Source organism: Paraburkholderia sejongensis, from assembly GCF_020880815.1.
Taxonomy (GTDB): Bacteria; Pseudomonadota; Gammaproteobacteria; order Burkholderiales; family Burkholderiaceae; genus Paraburkholderia; species Paraburkholderia sejongensis.
This window is the reverse complement of sequence record NZ_JAJITD010000011.1, coordinates 271279-291909: the sequence shown is the minus strand read 5'-3', so window position 1 is coordinate 291909 and position 20631 is coordinate 271279. Positions and strand designations below refer to the sequence as shown.

Genomic DNA, 20631 nt, shown 5'->3' with positions numbered 1-20631 from the left:
AACATTACAACGAACGGCACCCGCATAAGGCACTGAAGTACCGTTCCCCCCGGGAGTTCCGCCGAACCGCTGCATCATCAACTTAACGGTGTCCGAGTGTCCTGAGTTACAGGGTCAACTCCAATGAAGGCAATAAGGACGGCTGGAAGCTGAGGCCCTGAGGGGCTTCTTGCGCTCGCGATGCTCGAATAGCGCAAGCTCGACGCATCTAACTTGCTTGGGCCGACCGTCAACCTCGCCCTCAGCCGCGAAAATTGCGTTTCCACACGCCCTCGGCCAGTTCCGGCCCGATGATGGGATAGATGCCCGGCGGCAACTTGTCCGGTGGGGGCTCGGTGCCAATCTCTTCTTCCACCACGGGACCATTGCCGTTGGTGCCGGTGGCGCCATTGCCATTGCCATTGCCGTTGCCGTTGCCATTGCCATTGCCGTTGCCATTGCCATTGCCATTGCCATTGCCATTGCCGTTACCGCCATTGCCGTTACCGCCATTGCCGTTGCCGCCGTTGCCGTTGCCGCCGTTGCCGTTCCCAGGCTCTTCTACTTCGAACGACGAGCGAAGGAACCAGTCCAACGGACTACTGCCCGTCACACCACCACGAAACAGAAGATAAGAGATTGCTCCGCCGCGCACTTCGCCCGCGAGCGCGAACGCGTTCTGTGTCGTCGTGCCGCCGCCGGTCGCATTGACTACCGCGATGCCGTCGCCGGTGGTTAATGCCCCAGGTCCTCCCGCATTGACGATATGCAGCAGGGTATTTCCGCTCGCGGTTCCGCCGTTGACAACGAGACGGTCCGATGGCGAGCCGTCGGTGCCAAGAAAGGTATTGAGCGAGATGGCCCCGTTGATTCCGGTGTAAGTCCCTGTTGTCAGCGTCTTGAATGCGCCTCCCGGAGAAAAATCAATCTGGCTGGCATTATTGGTAAGCGTGGTGACGTTAGAACTACCAGTCATGGTCCACGTGGTGCCATTCGTCAGCGTGAGATACGAATTGCCGCCGCTGTTGGTGATGGCCGCACCGTCTAAGGTCGACGCAGATGCGTTGATGGTGACACCGTAACTGCTGCCGCTTAGCGCATTCAGCCACCGTCCGTCGCTGCCGGCAAGGACGGAGGTGCCGGTCAGATTAATGATGGCGCCGTACGCGCTAATGACCGCAGCGGCCTCACTCCTGAGTGTACTGTTGGTGAAAGTCACGTTTGCCGTTGGTTGTCCGCTCACGCTCGTGGAAACCGCGCTGGCACCCGCTCCCTGGGTAGTCACCTCTACATTTGTCGCGAATAGACTAGTGCCCGAAAACGGGAAAGTTAATCCATGAGCATTCTGACCAGAGGTCGTGATGAGTACGCTATTCAATTGAACGGGGTGTCCGGCAGCGCTGTCGGCGATGCCGTAGGATCCCACGCCGGTGGTGGTAATGACCGTTCCAAACTGGTAGGAAGAATCTGGTGTGGGTGGATTAATCGTAAATTGTCCATTGCCTTGAACAATGACACCGTGGGTATTGGAAGCGGTCGTGGTGATAGCTATCTGCGCATTGCCCGGCTCGAAAATATAAGTACTGGTGCTGGTGCCCACTGTTACCGTGGAGTTGAACGAAGCCGGCCCGTTGACCGTGGCAGATCGGGCGATTCCAGGAGTCAGAAAAACGGAAGTCAACGCTATGAAGAAATAATGCGGCCTTGATGGTTGCGCCAGCAACAATCCGGGCCGCATGAGCCGACGACGAAATGGTCGGTTAGCTCCAGAATCAGCTACTTTATATTGCTGCCCGCACCTGCGCGGCCTCGTCAGAGAGGTTAAGAATCGCTTGGTGCCTGCAAAACTTTGGTTGCCAAAGTCACGGCCTTTTCGGACTAAGTGTTTTTTCATGACGCGTATCTCCACTAGAGGTGGTGTTACACGTTTGGACACGAAAATTGAACAGAGCGCGGGGACGTCGATCCGGAGCGGCTGACCGTAGCACAGGGCGATTATCAGGTAAAGAAATGAAATCCGCCAAGTTTAGAACGTATGCGAAACATGAGTTCTACGCTGTTGTCGTCTTATCGACAAGCAGATGTGCTGGCAACGGATGATACTCAGCCGGCATAGCGGCAAGACCGGTTCCAGGTTCGCCAAACGGGCATTGTGTCGTCTCCTGAAGCATGAGAGTCGGACATTCAAAGCCCAACCATTGGCGATTGCAGTTCGGCTACTGCCCACTCAAACGCGGATGGCGGGTTACGGGGGGTGGAGCTGACGTCTGAATGTTGCGAACCGTACCGGCGGCGCGCCTGACGGGCGGTGGCGGCGATAAGCGGTGCTATCGGCGCTGACATCCAGCGAGAAATGTCAGTGAACGGCCATGGGAAAGTCGTAGACATCGCACCGGTGTCAACCCTCCGCGACACGCCGTGGCCTAGCCTCTGGGGCCTAAGTTGACGCGCTCTGACCAGAAGAAATCATGATCGTGACCTGCGTGAGCGCGAGCAGCCGAAGCAGACGGCGTTCGTGGCGCGGGGCGAGTGAGTACATCGGGTGTCTTCCGTTTTTTGTTGTTGTCCGACGCGCACCGGTGCTTCGCGGCGTTACCGCACCGGCGTGCTTCAGTCTTCGATGTTCTCGTGCACCGCGACCGCCCCCTGTTTCCAGTAGCTTGCCGCGCGAATCCGCGATTTGTCGACGCCGCGCTCGCCGCACAGATGCTGGCGCACCGCGCGGATCGACGCGGCTTCGCCGGCCGCCCACACGTAGCCTTCGCCCCATTCCGGCAGATAGGTCTCGCGCACCGCCTGCAACAGCGCGTCGCCGCGCGGGCGAGGCTGCGCGGCGGACGCGCGGTCGTTGCCGGGTTCGTTGCCGGGTTCGTTGCGATAGCACCAGACCAGATGCAGTTCTGCCCGCGTCGAAAATTCGATGCGCGCCGATGGATCGGCCACTTCGATCACCGCGGCAACGCGCGCGCCGGGCGGCAGTTCTTCGAGGCGCCGGGCGATCGCGGGCAACGCGGTGTCGTCGCCGATCAGCAGATGCCAGTCGAAGCCGGTCGGAATCACCAGCGAGCCGCGCGGGCCGCCGATGCCCAGATACTGGCCGACCTGCGCCTGCGCGGCCCACGTCGCCGCGGGACCCGCTTCGTGCATCGCGAATTCGATATCGAGTTCGCGCGCTTGCTGATCGAAACGGCGCGGCGTGAAATCGCGCGCGGTCGGCCGTTTGCCGTCGGCAAACACCGGGCCGTCGGGACCGGCTTCGGGCAGCGCCGGTTTGTCGGCGCCGGGCTCGGGGAAAAACACCTTGATGTGGTCGTCGAACGATGCGGACACGAAGTCGTGCAGATCGTCGCCGGTGAACGTGACGCGGATCAGGTGCGGGCTCAGCTCGCGGACCTGTTTGACTTGCAGCAGACGGAATTTGAGCGGATGACGCACGCGGTGCACGGCGAGATCGGGGCGGTTGTCCTGGTTCGGCATAAGGGTGGTGCTCCTTGTTCGGTTCGATGAAGCGCGGCGGGCGCGCTCAGGCGGACGTTTCGTCGCCGTTATCGGGATTCTCGCGGGCGTTCCCGTTCCCGTTTGCATCCGGCTTCGCGCCGCCGCCGCCGACGATTTCGCGCGCCGCGCGCATCAGGATCGCGGCGATGCGGCGCTGCTCGTCGGCCGGCGCGCTGTCGCGGCGCAGCAGTTCGGTCTTCAGCATGCGGCGCGCTTCGGTCAGTTCGGGCACCCAGCCGCCTTCGCTAACGTCGGCCGGTTCCTCGCCGGCAAACGCGCGGCGCACCGAATCCATCTTGCGCGCGATATGGGTCAGTCGCGCGAACATCAGATCGACCCGCTCGCGGTTCGCGTTCAGATACTCGCGGCCGGCGTCCGACAGCGCGTAGCGTTTGCGATTGCCTTCGAGCTGCACGCTCACGTAGCCGAGTTCCTCGAGATAGGTGAGCGCCGGGTAGACCATGCCGGGGCTTGGGGTGTAGAAGCCGTTCGACCGCGTTTCGAGCGCCTTGATCAGCTCGTAGCCGTGGCTCGGCTGTGCGTCGAGCAGCGACAGCAGCATCAATTGCAGATCGTCGGAGCTGAATTTGCGGCCGCGCGGGAAACCGTCGCCTTCGCCGCCGAATCCACCGGGCCCGCCGGGGCCGCCGCCGAAGCGGCCGCCGCGGCCGCCCGGGCCGCCGGAACGAGGATCGTGATGGCGGCCCATCGCATGCCAGAGCGCGTGGAGGGCGAAGTGACGGTGATCGTTGTGGCGATGCCGGCGGCCGGGGGCGTTGCGGGGATCGGGCGCGCCGTGCCTGGCGTGCTCGCCGGGCTCCCGGGGGGCGGCCGGGGTGTCGAAGCGCTGCTCCGCGCGGTCAGCGTGGCCGGTGCGGTCCGCGTGCCGGGCGGCGATTGCGTGCCACAGCGCATGCAGCGAAGGCTGGCCGAAGTGGTCGTGAAAGCGGCCGTGAGAGCGGCCATGGAAAGGGCCCTGCGCGCCGCGCGGACCGGAAAAGCGATGAAGATGACGCATCTGGGAGACTCCCGTGAGTGTCGTAAGATGCATCGTAAGATATATATCTAAAGATAGTCTGTCAAACTATTTTTGGGATGGAGTCGGCGGGCAACAAGTCTGCGGGAAGCGCAAATCGGCCGCTCCAGTGGTCGTTACGCGTTCGGAGCAGAGTCGTGTTCCCGTCATTGCGGCCCGTCGCTGACAGACCAGCTCACCGCCGACACATAAGGCGCAAGCGCAAGTTCCCCCACTAGCACTTCCAGTTGCTCATCGCTTTGCTGGGGTGCAAACACCACGGCATTCACTTCAACCTGCGCACTGCTCTTCAATGCGTGGCTTTCCAGGCTCTGGAGCGAGAGACCGTTGGCGTCCAGACGTTGCAACAGCGTGGCTCGAATGAGTGCTTCCTGTTGCGACTGCGTAACCACTTCGATGATGTAGTAGCGCTCGCCACTCGAGTCAACCGGAGCGTGACGATAGATGAGTCGTGCGAGTGGCGGCAGCGTTACGTTACACAGGACGATCAGCAAAGTCGCGATCAGGGCGGTGCCGAGGAAGCCGCTGCCGGCGATTACACCGACTGCGCCCGTCCCCCAGACTGTCGCCGCTGTGCTCAGTCCGCGCACGCTGAGACCGTCACGAATGATGACGCCCGCGCCAAGGAAACCGATACCGGAGACAACCGGCGCCGCCATCCGCACGACATCTCCCTGTGCGCCGAGCAGGAATGGCAGTGTCGTGAAAGTGGCCGCGCCCAGCGCGACGAGTGCATGGGTGGCAATCCCTGTGAAACGCTGCCGCCATTGCCGCTCCACGCCAATCAACGCACCGAGCGCCACGGCTGCCAGCAGATCAAAGATGATGTCGAGGTGCATGTCGTTCTGTCTCTTCTCAACGAATCAGCCTTGATGGTAGATATTTTTCTCCGGAACCGCTTGGTTTCCGGCTATCGGTGAACGATTTACGTCGGCTTACGGTGAACGCAGACCGGCTCGCGACGCAAGCGAAGCATTCGCCTGTCTCGACGATGCGATAATCCGGCGCAATTTACGCACTGCTTCACGCCGACAACCGTATCGCTTTAGCGCCAGCCAGTCGTTCGGAAGAAAAATGGATAAATTCGACGCAATGCGCGTGTTTGTGCGCGTGGTGGAATCGGGAACCTTCACCAAAGCCTCCGAGACCCTCAACCTCCAGAAGGCGACCGTCACGCGACTGGTCAAGATGCTGGAAGACGATCTCGCTACCAAACTGCTCAATCGCACGACCCGGCGCGTCACCGTGACGCCTGACGGCTCGGCCTATTACGACCGGGCCGTGCGCCTTCTGGCCGACCTCGAGGAACTGGAAAACTCGATGGCCGGCGCCAGATCCAATCCGAAAGGCCGGCTGCGCATCGATCTGCCGCGGCCGCTGGCCCATTCAGTGGTCGTGCCCGCGCTGCCTGATTTTCTCGCGAAATACCCGGATATCGATCTGGAGATCGGTGCCAGCGACACGCCTGTCGACCTGTTTGCGGACAACGTGGACTGCGCAATCCGCATCGGAATCGTGACCGATCAATCACTGGTGGCGAGACGGGTTGGTCTGAGCCATTTCGAGCTTTGCGCATCGCCGGATTACTGGAAAAAGCACGGCAAGCCGCAGCACCCGAGCGAGATCGATCTTCACCATACGGTGATCCACATGATGTCGGCGAGAACGGCCAGACCATTCCCGATCGTAACCAGTCGCGGCAGCGAAACCGTCGATATCCAGGGCAGGAAAACCCTTCTCTGCAACGATGTGTCGACCTGTACCGACCTTGCCAGAACCGGACTCGGCATCTTCTGTGGCGGAACGTTCATGACCGCGCCGCTGATTGCCTCGGGGGAACTGGAAAGCTGCCTCGGGCAATGGCAGCTTCCGCCGATGCCGGTATCGATCGTCTATCCGCCAAATCGGCATATGAGCAACAAAGTGCGTGTTTTCGCGGACTGGGTCGTCGAGCTGTTTGCCCGGCACCCATCGCAGCGATCGTCGTAACGCCGGTTCGATTCGGGGGGGTATTCGACAACAATGTTTTGATAAAGCAGGAGTTTCTCAGACAGGTCCACGTTTTTAGACTGCTTTCGACGACGGGAAAACGCTCCGGCGTCCATATTCCTCCCAGTTCTATGCGGAAAGCAGATCATGAAAAGGACAGACACAATGCCCGATCTACCGTCGACGCGGCCGGCGAATTCGCCACGCCGTTTCCCCCGCGCGCTGACCCTCGGCACGACTGCCGGCGTGGCAGCCGGCTTCATCGTGCTGGTCCCGGTGTTAATCCTGCAACTGGCGCGAGGCATCGGCGTCATTGCGGAAATGCAGCTGGCCGCCAGCAGCCTGACTGGCATGAACGCCTACGCCGGCGCCACCGGTTTTATCCTGGGCACCGTGCTCCACTTCTTTGTATCGATCGTTCCGGCAATCGCCTACGCGCTGGTCGCGTCGCGCGTGCCGGTCGTCAATCGCCTCGCGTGGCTCGGCGGCCCGCTACTGGGCATCATCGTATTTTTCTTCATGGGCTTCGTCGTGTTGCCTCACAGCGCGTTCGTCACGCCTCCATCGGTGTCGCCGATGCCGTTCCTGCCCGCACTGCTGATCCATATGTTGGGTCTCGGCCTGCCGATCGCGCTGATCGTGCGGCGCGGATGAAGTTCGCCTGAATCGACACACATCGAGTCGCCCGTTCGATATCGAATGAGTAGAACGATTTAATTTATTCAACGTCACTTTCGACAAAAGGGAAATACAAAATGATCGCCATTACCGGGGCCAATGGAAAACTTGGCCGACTGGTCGTAAAAGGTCTTCTGCAAACCATCCCCGCCGGTCAGATCGTCGCGGCGGTCCGCAGCCCAGAAAAGGCCGATGACTTGAGCGCCCTCGGCGTTCGGATACGCGAGGCAGATTACGATCGTCCCGAAACGCTCGTCGAGGCATTCAAGGGTGTGGAGAAGCTGTTGCTTATCTCGGCGGTAGAGCTGGGGGAAAGATTCCGGCAGCATCGGGCTGTGATCGACGCCGCCAGGCAAGCGGGCGTGAAGCTGATCGCCTACACCAGCCTGCTACGCGCCGACACGTCCAATCTGATTATTGCCGACGAGCACAACAGGACCGAAGCGTATTTGAAGAACACCGGCGTGGATTTCGTGGTGTTACGCAATGGTTGGTATGTCGAAAACCATACCAGCGGACTTGCCGCGGCGCTCGCCAATTCGGCAATCATCGGCAGTGCGGGGCAAGGTCGATTTGCCGCTGCGTCTCGCGCCGATTTCGCGGATGCGGCGGTAACGGTACTCACGCAACCCGGTCACGCCAACCGGACTTATGAACTTGCGGGAGACCATCCTTATTCGCTGACGGAACTGGCCGAGGAAGTATCGAAGCAAACGGGTCGAACGATCGTGTATCACCACCTGTCCACCGCCGAACATGAAGCTGCGCTGCTGCACTTCGGTCTGCCGAAGATGATTGTCGATGTCGTCGTCGATGCCGACCTTAAGGCATCGGCAGGCGAGCTGAATAGCGACTCTCGCGATCTTTCCACGCTTCTCGGACGGAGCACGACGTCGCTGGCCGACGCGGTCGAGGCGGCGTTGAGGGGCTGACTGGTTACCGGAGCGCGGCTGCGAAAGCAGGATCGTGAAGCCGCTCATGTGCCCGGCAACCGCATCGCCGTCACCGCCATCACCGCATGCAACACGGCAAGCAGCAGAAACGTTGCCGCCCAAGCGTTCAACCCGGCAAGCGCCGGGTGAGCGCCGAGCAACTGCGCCAACACCAGCGCGCAGAGCGTCGTCAACGTCGGCCCGCCGAGCCGCTGCAGGATGTTGAGTGTCGTGTTCGCCATTGGCAGATTGCGCTGCTCGACCGACGCGTAAGCCGCCGACATCGCCGGCAGCGCCGTCGCGCCGAGCCCGGCGCCGCGCACGAACAACGCCGGCGCGAGCCGAGTACGGCGACGGCGGTAATTTTCCACACCCGCGGATCGAGCTGATCGCGTTGCGTCGCGCTCAAAACAGACCTTCGCGACGCACCCGGCCGAAATGAACCGATGCGAAAACACCCATGACCAGCACTCCGACGAGCAGCGCCGCGCTATCGACGTTCACGCCAGGCGCGAACGGATGGTGGACCAGCAGCGCCAGACCGATCAATGCGTTCAGCACGCCCCAAAGGAAATTGACCAGCGGCGACGACGGCCCCTTGCCATGCGGCGTCGAGAACGGGGAAGGGAACACCTCGCCGCGCAGACCCGCGGTGAGATGCGGCATCGCGTTGCACAGGAAGGCACCCGCGAAAAAGATCGCAACGAAACTCATGGTTCGTCCTTTCAAGGAAAGCTGGAGAAGCCGGAAAGTCTAGGGAGGCGTGGAATCGCCGAGGCGCTTGATGAGTGGAATGGCCGCGGCAAGCGTCGCGACGTCCTGCGGATCGAACTGTTCGAGCTTCGCCAGCAGCCATTCGCGTTTGGCCGCCGTGCGCCGCTTGCGTTCGTCCAGCCCTTTGCGCGTGATCGCGAACAGGATCTGGCGGCCGTCCGTGGGATGCGCTGCGCGCTCGACGCATGCCTCTTCTTCGAGGCCCCCGAGGATGGTTTTCATGGACTGCGGCTTCATCGATTCGGCGCGCGCGAGATCCGCGGTGGTCATCGGGCCTTCACGTTCCAGCCGCGCGAGCACGCTGGACTGCGACAAGTTCAGGTCGCCGGGATTGGTGCTTCGCAGCCGACGCAAAAGCTGGCCGACAGCCAGCGTCAGATCGGAGACGAGGTAGTCGAGCGGCGGGGTGGATTGGCGGGAGCGAGTCATGCGCGAAGCGTAGATCAAGACAGATTAACTTGCAAGTTTACCTATCTGATTCTGGGGGTGAGCTGCAACGCGCGCATTCGTCCGGAAGGTGTGCCGGATTGCCGTCCGGCTGATTTTCGGTGCGAAGTTGAAGGGGCGCAAAATGCGTAGGTTTTGGCGTATCCACGCAACGTCCAGCACTATTCTTCATACGCGGGAAGCGCATCGCGCCATCGCGCGCGCCGCCCGTCTTGCACTGCCACGGGGGGACGTATGAGCCCTGCTGCAACATTGACGCCTCTACGGCGCGCGCCTGAAAGCTGTCGGTCGTCGCGAAACCGAAAGCTCTCGCTGGTTATCACGCTTGCACTGACGGGACTGTTTTCCGCGCAACAGGCGTTCGCGGCAGGACCGCTGCCGCAAGGCGGTCGCTTTGTCGGCGGCGCGGGAAGCATTGCCCAAAGCGGCGCGAACCTGAACATCACGCAAACCCGCCCGCGAGCCATCATCGAATGGGACAGTTTCTAGATCGGATCGCACCGCACGGTTTCGATCGACAACGGAACGGGCGCGACACTCAATCGCGTGACGGGTAACGACGTTTCCGCCATCTTCGGCACGCTGAGCGGCACCGGCAGTGTGTACCTTGTCAATCCGCATGGCATTCTCATCGGTCGAAACGGCGTCGTCTCGACCGGCGGCCGCTTCGTCGCTTCGACGCTCGACGTCGCCAACGACACGTTCCTCAACGCGCCCGCGATCGGCGGGACAGTGTTCACGGGCAGCTCGACGGCGAACGTGATCAATCTCGGCAAGCTTATGTCGTCGGGCGGCGACGTGTTCCTCATATCGGCGAACAAGGTCACGAACGCAGGAACAATAGATGCACCGAACGGCAACGCCGAACTTGCCGTCGGTAGTCAGGTTCGGCTGTTCACCGGCACGGATCGGCAGGTTTTCGTGGACGTGGGAAGCAGCGGCACGGTGACGAATACGGGCACCGTGCAGGCAGCGATCATCAATCTACAGGCGGCCGACGGCAACATCTTTGCGCTGGCAGGTCATTCGGGCGCGCTGCGCGCGACCGGCACGGCGACACGCGCCGGCCACGTGTGGCTCGTCGCGGACACCACCACGGCGACGTCGATCGTCAACAGCGGCAACATCGATGCGCGCGGTGCGCAGATCAGCGCACGCAACGCGGACGGCAGCGGTGGCGCGGTCGACATGTCCGGCAAGGATGTCCAGGTCGGCGGCGCAGACGTTCAGGCGAAAACCTGGAACATCACAACAGGCAACTTCATCGTGGACACGCGCACTGCCCACACACTGAGCGCAAGCCTGAGCAACGGTGCCTCGATCACCGTCGACGCGAATGGCGCGGACGGACAACTGGGGGCGACCGGCAAGGGAGACATCGCCATTGACGCTAGTGTGCGCTGGCACGGAACGACATCGCTAACGCTCGATGCTACCCATTCGCTGACTGTCGGACCGCACGCAGTCCTTGCCAATAAAGGCACCGGCTCGCTGACACTGGCCGCGGATACGAGCGGATTCGATAACGGCGGCAGTGTAACCAACCTGGGCACCATCGACTGGTCGCGAAGCACGGGCATTGTCACGGCCTTCTACGACATGAACGGCAGCTACACGCCCGGTACTGTGCGCAGCAATCCTTCCTGGCGCCCGGCAGCGTTTAGTGGCCTGGTTACTCAGGTGACGGCTTATCAGCTCGTCAACAACCTGGCGGATCTGAATGCGGTAAGCAACAACCTGGCAGGCATCTATGCGATGGGCAATCGGGCTATCGAATTCCTGGATCCGGTGAGCTTCAACAGCATCGGCACCGCCGCCACACCGTTCACCGGTCAGTTCGACGGTATGGGTCATGGCGGCATCACGGGACTCAACATCTCAGGCGACGCCGATACCGGATTATTCGGTGTGATCGGCAAAACTGGCGTCGTGCGCAACCTTGGCGTCTATGACAGCACGGCGACCTCGTCCGCTGGACCTGTCGGGTTGGTGGCGGGCACCAACTATGGACAGATGGTGCGGGTCAGCGCCTTCGGCAACGTCCAATCCACGGGCGACACCAGCGGCGTGGCCGGCGGGATCGTCGGGGTGAATCGGGGCCGCGTCGAACAGTCTTTCGCAGGAGTGAGCGTAAGCGGAGCGGGCACGGTCGGAGGCCTCGCCGGTACGAACGATGGTTGCATCGATCAGTCAATCGCGTTGGGCACGGTGACGGGCGGTGCGCAAGCCACGCTCGGTGGACTCGTCGGCGCGAACAATGGCGGGATCAACCAATCCTACTCGGAGGATATCGTAAGGGGTGGCGTAAGCGGTGGCGCAGTGGTCGGCGGCCTGGCTGGCCGCAATGCGGGCGTTATTCGCGAGTCCTATTCCAACTCGACACTCACACCTGATCCTGGTGCAACGACAGGCGGTATCGCGGGCACGAATGACGGACGCATCGCCGCCAACGTGTTCTGGAACAGCGAGTCGTCCGGGGCGAGCGCGGGGGTTGGCTCGGGAACACCGGTGCCGACCTCGAGCGGACTCACTAATGCCCAGCTAGGCGATCCGGCTAGCTTCGGGCCGACGTGGGACTTCGGCCCGAACGGAACATGGATCGCTAGCTCTTTCGGCCCGACGCTGCGGTGGTTGACGGGACGCTGAGACCAGGCACCGTTGCCGGGGGCCTGTCTGAGGCATAGCCTTGGGTTGCTTGCGGCAACTCCTCGCCTTCTTTTTGCGGTAATGCCGAGGGAGCGTCGGTGATTCTTACCTCCAAAAAGTGCGGCCGCGGACACCTGATATCTGCTATCGGGGACGCATAGGTAAATCCGTGATGCTTGCGGCAAGTGACGCGCTTGCTTCAAGCAGCAGTTCTTCCGCCGTTCACTCTCAGAACCTCGCCGGTCATAAAGCTCGCTTTTTCCGACGCCACAAAAATGATTGCATCTGCAATCTCTTCAGGCGTTCCCGCACGTTTAAGTGGCACGGTCGCGAGCATCGCGGCCTTGGCCGATTCGGAACCGGTTAGGCGGTCGAGCATTTCTGTCTGTATGGGCCCAGGAGCTACCGCGTTGACCCGTATATTGAACGCGGCTGTCTCGAGCGCAGCGGATTTCGTCAGACCCTCGACCGCATGCTTGCTGGCGACATAAAGTGCGTTCCTTGGAGCGCCGCGAATACCCATCGTTGACGACACATTGACAATGCTCCCGCCGCCCTGGGCTGCCATGGCGCGGATTTCGTGCTTGAGCGCCAGCCATGTGCCGAGAACATTGGTATCGAAAACGAAAGCGTATTGATCGACGCTCTGTTCAACTATCGGTGCCGGATCGCCTTCGTAACCTGCGCTGTTCACCGCAATATCGAGGCGACCAAAACGGGAGATAACGCGTTCGACCAGGCCTTGGACCTGATCCTCGAAACGCACGTCTGCCTGCAAAAATTCCACATCGGCACCGGACGAACGCAGTTGCTCTGCGAGCTTCCTGCCTTCTTCGAGCCGACGCCCCGAGATGACCAGCCGAGCTTTCTGTTTAGCGAAGGCAATCGCTGTTGCGCGACCGATTCCAGAAAGCGCGCCCGTTACAAGTACTACTGGCGAATCATTCATTGTCCAACTCCTTTGGCAACCAGTAAAAAAGATTCTGAGCGACGCGAGCCACGGAACGGCAGCAGTTGCGTCACGTGGCTCGTATTGCGTTACGCGCTATAGCCACCGTCAACGGGAATGATTGCGCCGGTAATGAAGCTCGCCGCGGGGCTGGCGACGAAGGCGACCACGGAAGCGATCTCTTCAGGCCGACCGAAGCGTCCGAGCGCAGTGGCGGCTGCCTGCGCCTCGGCAAAGGGACTGTTGTCAGGATTCATCTCGGTGTTCGTCGAACCAGTGCCGATAACATTCACGGTAATGCCCTTCGGGCCCAGATCCCGCGCGGCACCTTTGCTGTAGCCCTCGATCGCGCGCTTGGTTGCGCTGTAGTCCGCAAGGCCGGGCCAGGTCGATCGCCACGCGAGAGCCGACGAAATCGAGATGATCCTGCCGCCGCTATCCATCACCCGCGAGGCTTCGCGAATCGCGGTTACCACGGCCTCGTAGTTGATCTTCTGTTGTCGCTCAAAGCGCGATGTATCTGTGGTCTCGGCCACCGTGCCTGTCACGAAAACGGCGGCGTTGTTGACCAGAATGTCGAGCCGGCCCAGCCGCTCGACAACTTCCGCGATCAATGCTTTCACCGCTGTCGGGTCTGCCTGGTCGGCTTTCAGCGCAATAGCTTTACCACCGGACGCTTCGATCGTTGCAATGACCTCTCTGGCCGCGGCCTCGCTGCTGGAATAACTGAGCGCGACGGTGGCGCCTTGCGCAGCGAGCTGGATGGCGGTTGCGGCGCCGATACCGCGTGAGCCGCCAGTTACAAGAGCAATCTTTCCTTGAAGAGTATTTGCCATGATTTTGTCCATTAAATAGAGGGTGAGTCGCGGGGACATAGGTCGCCCGGACGCTTTTCAAATGCCAGACGTGCGAGTTGAAACTTTGTTACGCGGGAGTTCTCTGCACACTGCCGACGCGAATTACAGCGTGACCACGATCCTGCCGATATGCTGGTTCTTCTCCAGCTCGCGATGCGCTTCGACGATCTGTTCGAACCGGAAGTACTTCGAAATGGTTATCTTCAGCTTGCCCGCTTCGAGATTTTCGTAAACGAATTGGGCAACTTGGGCCTGACGGGCCGGCGTGGTCGTAATCGAGAACAGGTTATAGCCTCGGATCACGACCTCCTTGGCGAGCGCCCGGAGCATTGGGAGCGGTGTCACTTCGTCGCTCAACGCGCCATAGATCATGACCGTGCCACCTGGCGCAAGGGCGTCGATGAGCTTGGGGAAAGCGGGACCACCGACCGGATCGAACGCGACAGTCGCACCCGCGCCGTGGGTTATCCGCTCGACCTCGACCACCAGATCCTCTTCGTCGGTGACGATCACATGGTCGGCGCCCGCCATTCTGATTTGCGAGACCTTTTCCCTGGTGCGCGTCGTTGCGATCACCTTCGCGCCCGCAAGCTTCGCAATCTGGATCGCACCGATGCCCACGCTGCTCGAACTGGCAGTGATGATCACGGTATCTTTGTCCGTGACGATGCCGCTTTCGATAAACGCTCCCCACGCAGTGATGAAGGGATTCCAGATCGAAACCGCTTCTTCGAACGAGATTGACGATGGCTTCTTCACCGCCGCACTTGCCGGAGCCAGTACATGATCGCCGTACAGACCGTAATCGTTCATCGAGAAGGCCGGCATGGTGGAAACCTCATCGCCGACCGCGAGGTGCGTGACGTTTTCTCCCACGGCCTCTATGACGCCTGCTGACTCATACCCCAGCCGGCCAGGCAGATTGACCGGTTCAACATAGACGCCCGTGCGCCACATCGATTCCGCACGGTTCAATCCGATCGCCTTGACGGCAATGCGGATATCATCCGGTCCCGGTTTCGGCAATGCGACTTCCTCGATCTTCAGAACATCGGGGGCGCCATATTCGGCAAAGGTGACGATGCGTGCCATGGTGAAATCCTTTATCGAAGAAGGAAAAATCCGGGGACTGCGCTGGGCTCGTGCGGAAAGAAACGGTTGGAAGGTCGCGCAAGGCCCAGATGCTCCCTCAATGTGCGCCCTTCATGTTCGCGTCCGAACAGACCGCGCCCGCGCGGATGGCCGCGGGCCGCACGAATGCACTGAGGTCGAGTTGGCGATGACTAGCCATCTGTCGCTCCGTCGCGTCAGGTGGCACTGACCCGATTGACGAGTCAGCGGCTGGTTTCAGGCGTCGAGGAAGGTCGTCGCATTGGCGACGAACGTGTCCGGATACTGATAGATCGACCCGTGATTGGAGTCCGGATAGACGATCAGCTGCGCGTTCGGCAGATGCTGCTGGAGCGTGAACGAATGCCGCGTCGGAATGATGACGTCGTTGCTGCCCTGGACAACCAGCACGGGCTGCTTGATCGATTTCAGATACTCCAGCGCGCTGTCGTTCGGCACATGCCACTTGCCGATCGCCTCGCCCTGCGCGGCAATGGTTTGCGCGCTCACTTGCGGATCGCGATCCTGACGACGCAGCTTGCGCTCGAGAAAGGCGAGGCCGGCCTTCTGGCTGGCTTCGGAAGGCCCAAAATGGACCGAAAGCCACAGATGTTCGGGCGGGTCATAGCTGCCGGCGAAGATTTCCGCGGAGCGGCTTTCCGACATGTCCTGCGAACGATGCCCGGTGCCGACGAGGATGATCTTGCGGACCAGGTCACCGCCCTGCAGCGCGATCTCCTGCGCAACGAAGCCCCCAATCGAAATGCCGAGTACGTCGACCTGGGTCAGACCCAGCGCGCGAATGAACGCAATCGCATTGGCTCCCATTTCCTGGAAACTCGTCGGCGTCTCGCCCGAAGAGCTGGAAACGCCAGCATTATTGAAAAGGATCACTTCGCGGTCCCTGGCAAACCCGTCGGTCACTGCCGGATCCCAGTGATCCAGGGTGCCGGTGTAGTGCTGATTGAAGACAAGCGGCAAGCCGCCCGGCTTGCCGAACCGGCGGTAAGCGAAGCGGATGCCGTTGGCCTCGACGAATTGGGTCGGTGCTGTATCGTGACTGATGCTGTTCATGGTCAATCCTCTGTGGGCTGGTGTGAAATGCTCTAACTCGTGCATGCAGAGTAGCGTTTCAGCTCGCAGTGGAAAAAGACTTTCGAGGCTCCCCCGCATGCTTGGGAAGCATGGCTGCGAAGTGGGGAAGAGTGGAAAGCATGACTACCCGTTCACGCTAACGCGCACCGCATCCGCAGCGCGACGGCGCACTGAATCTCCATCCGACCGGAAGGCGATCATTAGGGAAACGCAGAATGGTCGCGCAGGCAACCGTGTGCCGTGAAAAAGGGAAAAGCTCACCGGCCAGAAGCCGCCGTTGAAGCTTCCGCAAATCCGGGCGATTCACACCCGGCTCCAGATGTCTTCGACCATTCGCGGCACGACCTGCAAAGCGGCCTGCCGTGACCGATGCCGCGCGCTCAGTATCTGCGCGGCCGGCCTCGGCGATTCACCTTACGGCCGGTAAGCGTCGGACCTGCCGCGCCAATGTCACTCGCATCCACTGACTGCTGCGTCACGGGAAAGATGGCATCGAGCGCGGCTTTCGCGTCGCCTTTCATGTGTCCGAGCCGGGCAAGGCTCATCGAGCAACGCGTCTGCCACGCCAGAAATCCGTATGTCCGAGCCATCTGAAGGGCTTCGTCCAGGATCGATTCGGCAGCGGGTATCGCTTCGTCGCCGTTGCTCGCGACCAGCACCTCCGCCTTCGCTCGCCATAGCTCCGGCAGAGCGCACTTGTCGTCGGTTCGCGTCGCGCGGGCGACCGACGCGTCGATGACCTCCGCCGCCTCGGAAATCATGCCTCGCCGACATAGCGCCTCGGCCAGCGCCGTCACGTAGGGCGACAGCGACACATAGAAGCGTTTCGAACCAATACTCGTCATGGCCGGGGAAATCGTCCGGGCGAACACGGTCGTGTCGCCCGCGCGCAGATCGAGCAGCCCCTGCCACATTTGCGCCCGAGCGCACCACGTCGAAATACTGTGACGCCGCGTTTCGGCGGCGAGCGACGAGACGGCCTCCTCGAGCGCGGCGGCGTCGTCACGCAACAACGCAAGCGTGCAAACGGCCTCGCTCAGTGCATAGCAGATCGAGACCGGATGGTCGAACTCTCGGGCATCGTCGAGCGACTGTTGTGCAGCCTGCCGCGCCAGCTCCGTCTCTCCGATGAACCACAGCGTGAGCGCGAGCGATGCGTGGGACAGCATCTTCTCGTCGTACAAGAAGCGCATCCGCTGTGCGCGCGGGAGCGGCTCGGTATCGTTCGCTGCCCGTTGCAGGTCTGCAAGCGCGCCAGCAAGATCGCCGGCGAAAAGACGCGACATGCCGCTCAGCCGAAGGGCGGCCAGATGATCGCATTTGCGTGACGACGTCGACGCGAGTTCGTTGAAGTGGTGAGCGAGCGGGATGGCTTGCGCGTATTCGCCGTTCAGGTAGTGGCACATCCAGCGCCCCCACATGCCCAACAGTTGGAAGTCCAGGTTACCGAGCCGAGCCGCGATGCCGACGGCCGATTCGAAAGCATCGCTTGTGCTGGTCGCCACGGTATGGCAAAGCAGACACATCCCTCGTGCCGCATGAAGCTTCATATGCCGCTCGTCGACCGGACCGCCTTCCACCGACAGCCACTCCAGTGCCTTGTCCACGGTCTCGAGGCACTCCTGAAGTAGCGCAAGATGCGTCAGAAACGGAATGCCGGCGACCGTGAGTTCGACCGCAAGCGTCATGTCGCCTTCAGCACTGAAGCACCACTGCATCGCCGCGCGAAGGTCGTCAAGGTGCGGCACATAGCCGTTTCTCCAATCGACGTCAGCGTGCGCCTCCGCCCGCCGCGCGGCGGTCCGAAAAGTCTCGAGGAAGTAGCTCGCGTGCCGCCTCGACCATTCGCGCATCGCGCCGCTCGCGCGCAGCGCGTCCCGCGCATACGCGCGAGTCGATTCGAGTAGCCGGTACCGGACAATGCCGCTACCGGAGGCCATCGAAACAAGCGATTTGTCGACGAGCTGCATCAAGGCCGTCACGACTGCATCGGGCGCAAGTGCCTCGCAACTCGCCATTTCCTGCGCGGACGCCAGCGTGAACGTCCCCGCGAACAGGCTCAGCCGATTCAGCACCGATCGCTGTTCGTCGGACAGCAGGTCGTAGCTCCAATCGAGCGCGGCACGTAGTGTCTGCTGCCTCGGGAGCACGGTGCGCAAGCCGTGCGTGAGGAGCTGAAATCGATTCCCGAGCCCGTCGGCCACGCCCTGAAGTCCAAGCGACGTAACACAGGCCGCGGCAAGTTCCAGCGCAAGCGGAATTCCGTCGAGCTGGCGGCAAATTTGCGACTTCAGCCTCAATGCAGCCCGTGAATCCGGACTGAGTCCCGCATGCGCTCCGACCCGCTCTTCGAACAGACGTACCGCGCTGTAGTCGAGTGCGTCATCGCAATTGTCGTCCGGCGGTACCTCGAGCGACGGAACACGATAGACCAGCTCGCCGGCAACGCGCAGCGGTTCGCGGCTCGTTGCAAGTACGACCGCTCGCGGGGCGATATGAAGGAGCCTTTCGGCAATCCTCGCGGCTCCGTCGATCAAGTGCTCGCAGTTGTCCAGAACAAGCAGCAGATGCCGCGACATCAGGCTCGGCGCGAGCCGGTCAAGCGAAGACGTTCCGTCGCCCGGTGGAAATCCAAGCGCGACGGCGATGGTGGTCGGAATATGGTCCGTCGATGTGGCCGCCGCGAGTTCGGCCACGAACGCGCCGTCAGCGAAATCCGGTGCCGACTGGCGCGCGGCTTCGAGCGCCAACCGCGTCTTTCCCACACCGCCCGTACCCACGAGTGTGACCAGACGATGCGTTTGCAAGCGACGGCAAATCTCGCGTATTGCAACTTCCTGACCGATGAGAGGGCTGACCTCCGCAGGCAGTGGCAGGCACGAAAAAGCCGGTCCGTTGGTTGGTGGGGCAGGCGGCTTATCCGGATTCGCGGGCTGCGGGAACAGTTCTGCGATGAACTGGTATCCGCGCCCCGTCACCGTGCGTATTGCCGCCCGATCGTCTCCGAGTGCGCGGCGAAGTGCGGAAACCTGAGCTTCGACGGAATTGCGTTCGACGACCCGGTCGTGCCACACGCTCGCGATGATCTGCTGCTTGCTCAGCACGGAACCGCGCGACTGCGCGAGAAGAAGAAGCAGGTCGAACGCCCGATCTCCTATGTCGACTCTGATTCCATGATGCAGTACCTCGCGGCGGCGCGGCGCGACGATCGTTGCTCCGAACGCGAAGTCACCGCGATGCGGCATGCACACGTCCATTCTGACCTCCTCGTGACGAGGTAAAAACAGCGGGGGGCGTCTCTGCTATTCAGTACCAGGAAAGAGGGTGCTTCGTTCGAGCGTGCATCGGATTGTACCGCCGGGCGGCGACGGAGCGAAGGGTCACACTGGACGGGGTTTATCGATCTGACATGAACCTTGGCTTACTTGTGACCCACATGCTCGTAAGCGGAACGCAAGGGGGCTGGCCTGACGAGTGTCGCCGGAATTGATCAGGCATCCGGAGTGATTCAGCACCGGCGGGAATCAGCTTCTTTCAGTACGTTTCAGCGCACGCAGGTTCGCAATCAGCGCTTGTCACCATAGTTCACGAGCCGGCCGCCACCTCGTCCAACTTATTGCTTGATCTGGTCGAGGCGCGACAAAAACGTGGATAGGATCGCTGAACGGTTGTTCCGGTTATAGCCGACCACAAGCTCAATTCTCGGCGGCTCGCCCTTGAGTGGTCGGCTTGTCACCGACCAGGGCAATAGCTTCTCGGCATAGGCGGGCAGCAGTGCAACGCCTCTCGTCGAGGCGATCAGCGACATCGCCATCGTCAGGTTGTGAACGCGATGCGCGGGCTCGATGGCGAGATCGTTTGTCGCCAGATAGTTATCGATCGCGCCGCGCATGGGGCCGGCTACGTCCGAGCCACTGATGAACAGTTCACTCGCCAGGTCGTGCACGTCGATCTCGTCGAAGGCCGCGAGGCGATGGTCGCTCGGCATCAGTACGACGAAAGGCTCGCGTGCGACCGTCACGTACTCGAGGTCGGGCCGGTTGGCTTCGGCACGCATGAAGGCGACGTCCAGCCGTCCCGTCGACAATCCCTCTGCAAGCTCAGGGGAGTGTTCGCTCGACACCGTCATTTCGATGTTCTGCAGATCGCTCGCGAGCACACGAGTCGCTTCGCCGAGCCAGGTCACTTCCTGCCCGCTCAGGAAGCCCACGGCAAACGTCGGCTTCAATGGCCGCGCCGCACGCCGCGCCGCCTCGCATGCTGCATCGACCTGCGCAAGGGCGAGGCGTGCATGGTCCAGAAATACCTTGCCGGCGTCGGTCAGTTCGATGCCGCGCGCGCTGCGCACGAACAGTTGCGCACCCACTTCGTATTCGAGGTCCCGGATCTGCCGGCTCAAAGACGGCTGGGAAGTGTAGAGCCGACGTTCCGCCGCGACGGTCAGGCTGCCCTCCTCAGCCACAGCGACGAAATAACGAAGATGACGCAGTTCCATGCGCGTTCCTTTGAGTCATGCCTGACAGGTATGGGGATCAGCTTACAAAGTCTTTTTCACGGGGACAAGTGCGGGCTATCGTTCGATCACATCAGCCGGACGAAACCTCTTTCGCGTTAGCGTTAGTTATCTGCTGGACGGACGAT

Annotated in this window: 17 protein-coding genes and 1 pseudogene; 5 read left to right on the top strand and 13 right to left on the bottom strand. The window is 61.5% G+C overall.

Annotation, left to right across the window (positions count from 1 at the left end; all coding sequences use genetic code 11):
* Positions 1 to 241 precede the first annotated feature (241 nt).
* The 4 genes from LJ656_RS22750 to LJ656_RS22735 all read right to left on the bottom strand — a co-directional run bounded on the left by LJ656_RS22750 (position 242) and on the right by LJ656_RS22735 (position 5352).
* The gene (locus LJ656_RS22750; RefSeq protein WP_230511709.1) at positions 242 to 1873 is read right to left on the bottom strand and encodes an autotransporter outer membrane beta-barrel domain-containing protein; all 1632 of its coding nucleotides are present in this window, start codon (positions 1871 to 1873) and stop codon (positions 242 to 244) included.
* A 716-nt stretch (positions 1874 to 2589) separates the two neighbouring features.
* Positions 2590 to 3456 (bottom strand): siderophore-interacting protein, encoded by an 867-nt coding sequence (locus LJ656_RS22745; RefSeq protein ID WP_230511707.1) that lies wholly within the window; start codon positions 3454 to 3456, stop codon positions 2590 to 2592.
* A gap of 46 nt (positions 3457 to 3502) precedes the next feature.
* Positions 3503 to 4495: a PadR family transcriptional regulator gene (locus LJ656_RS22740; RefSeq protein WP_230511705.1), complete on the bottom strand. Its 993-nt coding sequence runs from the start codon at positions 4493 to 4495 to the stop codon at positions 3503 to 3505.
* Between the two features lie 164 nt (positions 4496 to 4659).
* Positions 4660 to 5352, bottom strand: a complete 693-nt coding sequence (locus LJ656_RS22735; RefSeq protein WP_230511703.1) for an MgtC/SapB family protein — start codon at positions 5350 to 5352, stop codon at positions 4660 to 4662.
* 235 nt (positions 5353 to 5587) lie between these two features.
* Here LJ656_RS22735 and LJ656_RS22730 point away from each other — a divergent pair, with 235 nt between their 5' ends.
* The 3 genes from LJ656_RS22730 (at position 5588) to LJ656_RS22720 (ending at position 8112) form a co-directional block, all read left to right on the top strand.
* Positions 5588 to 6502 carry a LysR family transcriptional regulator gene (locus LJ656_RS22730; protein WP_230511701.1) on the top strand — a complete coding sequence of 305 codons (915 nt, stop codon included), beginning with the start codon at positions 5588 to 5590 and terminating at the stop codon, positions 6500 to 6502.
* 246 nt (positions 6503 to 6748) lie between these two features.
* Positions 6749 to 7156 (top strand): DUF4407 domain-containing protein, encoded by a 408-nt coding sequence (locus LJ656_RS22725; protein WP_230511699.1) that lies wholly within the window; start codon positions 6749 to 6751, stop codon positions 7154 to 7156.
* Positions 7157 to 7257: 101 nt separating this feature from the next.
* Positions 7258 to 8112, top strand: coding sequence for an SDR family oxidoreductase (locus tag LJ656_RS22720; RefSeq protein ID WP_230511697.1), 855 nt, complete (start codon positions 7258 to 7260; stop codon positions 8110 to 8112).
* A 44-nt stretch (positions 8113 to 8156) separates the two neighbouring features.
* On the opposite strand, the pseudogene LJ656_RS22715 reads toward LJ656_RS22720, so the two are convergent.
* The 3 genes and pseudogenes from LJ656_RS22715 to LJ656_RS22705 all read right to left on the bottom strand — a co-directional run.
* Positions 8157 to 8453, bottom strand: a pseudogene (locus tag LJ656_RS22715) (DHA2 family efflux MFS transporter permease subunit); the annotation flags it as partial.
* A 64-nt stretch (positions 8454 to 8517) separates the two neighbouring features.
* Positions 8518 to 8826, bottom strand: coding sequence for a hypothetical protein (locus tag LJ656_RS22710; protein WP_230511695.1), 309 nt, complete (start codon positions 8824 to 8826; stop codon positions 8518 to 8520).
* 39 nt (positions 8827 to 8865) lie between these two features.
* Positions 8866 to 9315: a MarR family winged helix-turn-helix transcriptional regulator gene (locus LJ656_RS22705; protein WP_230511694.1), complete on the bottom strand. Its 450-nt coding sequence runs from the start codon at positions 9313 to 9315 to the stop codon at positions 8866 to 8868.
* A 252-nt stretch (positions 9316 to 9567) separates the two neighbouring features.
* On the opposite strand from LJ656_RS22705, the gene LJ656_RS22700 reads away from it, so the two are divergent.
* Both LJ656_RS22700 and LJ656_RS22695 read left to right on the top strand, forming a co-directional pair.
* Entirely contained in the window at positions 9568 to 9822 is a 255-nt protein-coding gene (locus LJ656_RS22700) for a hypothetical protein (protein ID WP_230511692.1), read from the top strand.
* Positions 9823 to 11979 carry a beta strand repeat-containing protein gene (locus tag LJ656_RS22695; protein ID WP_425605991.1) on the top strand — a complete coding sequence of 719 codons (2157 nt, stop codon included), beginning with the start codon at positions 9823 to 9825 and terminating at the stop codon, positions 11977 to 11979.
* A gap of 199 nt (positions 11980 to 12178) precedes the next feature.
* Here LJ656_RS22695 and LJ656_RS22690 read toward each other — a convergent pair whose 3' ends face one another.
* From LJ656_RS22690 to LJ656_RS22660, 6 genes are all read right to left on the bottom strand, one after another.
* Positions 12179 to 12928, bottom strand: a complete 750-nt coding sequence (locus LJ656_RS22690) for an SDR family NAD(P)-dependent oxidoreductase (RefSeq protein WP_230511689.1) — start codon at positions 12926 to 12928, stop codon at positions 12179 to 12181.
* 89 nt (positions 12929 to 13017) lie between these two features.
* Positions 13018 to 13764: an SDR family NAD(P)-dependent oxidoreductase gene (locus tag LJ656_RS22685; RefSeq protein WP_230511687.1), complete on the bottom strand. Its 747-nt coding sequence runs from the start codon at positions 13762 to 13764 to the stop codon at positions 13018 to 13020.
* Positions 13765 to 13887: 123 nt separating this feature from the next.
* Complete coding sequence (locus tag LJ656_RS22680) at positions 13888 to 14877, bottom strand: zinc-dependent alcohol dehydrogenase family protein (protein WP_230511686.1); 990 nt, start codon at positions 14875 to 14877, stop codon at positions 13888 to 13890.
* Positions 14878 to 15132: 255 nt separating this feature from the next.
* On the bottom strand, positions 15133 to 15969 hold the full coding sequence (locus tag LJ656_RS22675) for an alpha/beta fold hydrolase (RefSeq protein WP_230511734.1): 837 nt from the start codon (positions 15967 to 15969) through the stop codon (positions 15133 to 15135).
* A 401-nt stretch (positions 15970 to 16370) separates the two neighbouring features.
* The gene (locus LJ656_RS22665) at positions 16371 to 19247 is read right to left on the bottom strand and encodes an ATP-binding protein (RefSeq protein ID WP_230511685.1); all 2877 of its coding nucleotides are present in this window, start codon (positions 19245 to 19247) and stop codon (positions 16371 to 16373) included.
* 356 nt (positions 19248 to 19603) lie between these two features.
* Complete coding sequence (locus tag LJ656_RS22660) at positions 19604 to 20485, bottom strand: LysR family transcriptional regulator (protein ID WP_230511683.1); 882 nt, start codon at positions 20483 to 20485, stop codon at positions 19604 to 19606.
* Between the last annotated feature and the right edge of the window lie 146 nt (positions 20486 to 20631).

Excerpts from the sequence above, each read along its gene's own strand:
- LJ656_RS22750 (WP_230511709.1), bottom strand. The coding sequence starts at position 1,873 with ATGAAAAAACACTTAGTCCGAAAAGGCCGTGACTTTGGCAACCAAAGT.
- LJ656_RS22745 (WP_230511707.1), bottom strand. The coding sequence starts at position 3,456 with ATGCCGAACCAGGACAACCGCCCCGATCTCGCCGTGCACCGCGTGCGT.
- LJ656_RS22740 (WP_230511705.1), bottom strand. The coding sequence starts at position 4,495 with ATGCGTCATCTTCATCGCTTTTCCGGTCCGCGCGGCGCGCAGGGCCCT.
- LJ656_RS22735 (WP_230511703.1), bottom strand. The coding sequence starts at position 5,352 with ATGCACCTCGACATCATCTTTGATCTGCTGGCAGCCGTGGCGCTCGGT.
- LJ656_RS22730 (WP_230511701.1), top strand. The coding sequence starts at position 5,588 with ATGGATAAATTCGACGCAATGCGCGTGTTTGTGCGCGTGGTGGAATCG.
- LJ656_RS22720 (WP_230511697.1), top strand. The coding sequence starts at position 7,258 with ATGATCGCCATTACCGGGGCCAATGGAAAACTTGGCCGACTGGTCGTA.
- LJ656_RS22710 (WP_230511695.1), bottom strand. The coding sequence starts at position 8,826 with ATGAGTTTCGTTGCGATCTTTTTCGCGGGTGCCTTCCTGTGCAACGCG.
- LJ656_RS22705 (WP_230511694.1), bottom strand. The coding sequence starts at position 9,315 with ATGACTCGCTCCCGCCAATCCACCCCGCCGCTCGACTACCTCGTCTCC.
- LJ656_RS22700 (WP_230511692.1), top strand. The coding sequence starts at position 9,568 with ATGAGCCCTGCTGCAACATTGACGCCTCTACGGCGCGCGCCTGAAAGC.
- LJ656_RS22690 (WP_230511689.1), bottom strand. The coding sequence starts at position 12,928 with ATGAATGATTCGCCAGTAGTACTTGTAACGGGCGCGCTTTCTGGAATC.
- LJ656_RS22685 (WP_230511687.1), bottom strand. The coding sequence starts at position 13,764 with ATGGCAAATACTCTTCAAGGAAAGATTGCTCTTGTAACTGGCGGCTCA.
- LJ656_RS22680 (WP_230511686.1), bottom strand. The coding sequence starts at position 14,877 with ATGGCACGCATCGTCACCTTTGCCGAATATGGCGCCCCCGATGTTCTG.
- LJ656_RS22675 (WP_230511734.1), bottom strand. The coding sequence starts at position 15,969 with ATGAACAGCATCAGTCACGATACAGCACCGACCCAATTCGTCGAGGCC.
- LJ656_RS22665 (WP_230511685.1), bottom strand. The coding sequence starts at position 19,247 with ATGGACGTGTGCATGCCGCATCGCGGTGACTTCGCGTTCGGAGCAACG.
- LJ656_RS22660 (WP_230511683.1), bottom strand. The coding sequence starts at position 20,485 with ATGGAACTGCGTCATCTTCGTTATTTCGTCGCTGTGGCTGAGGAGGGC.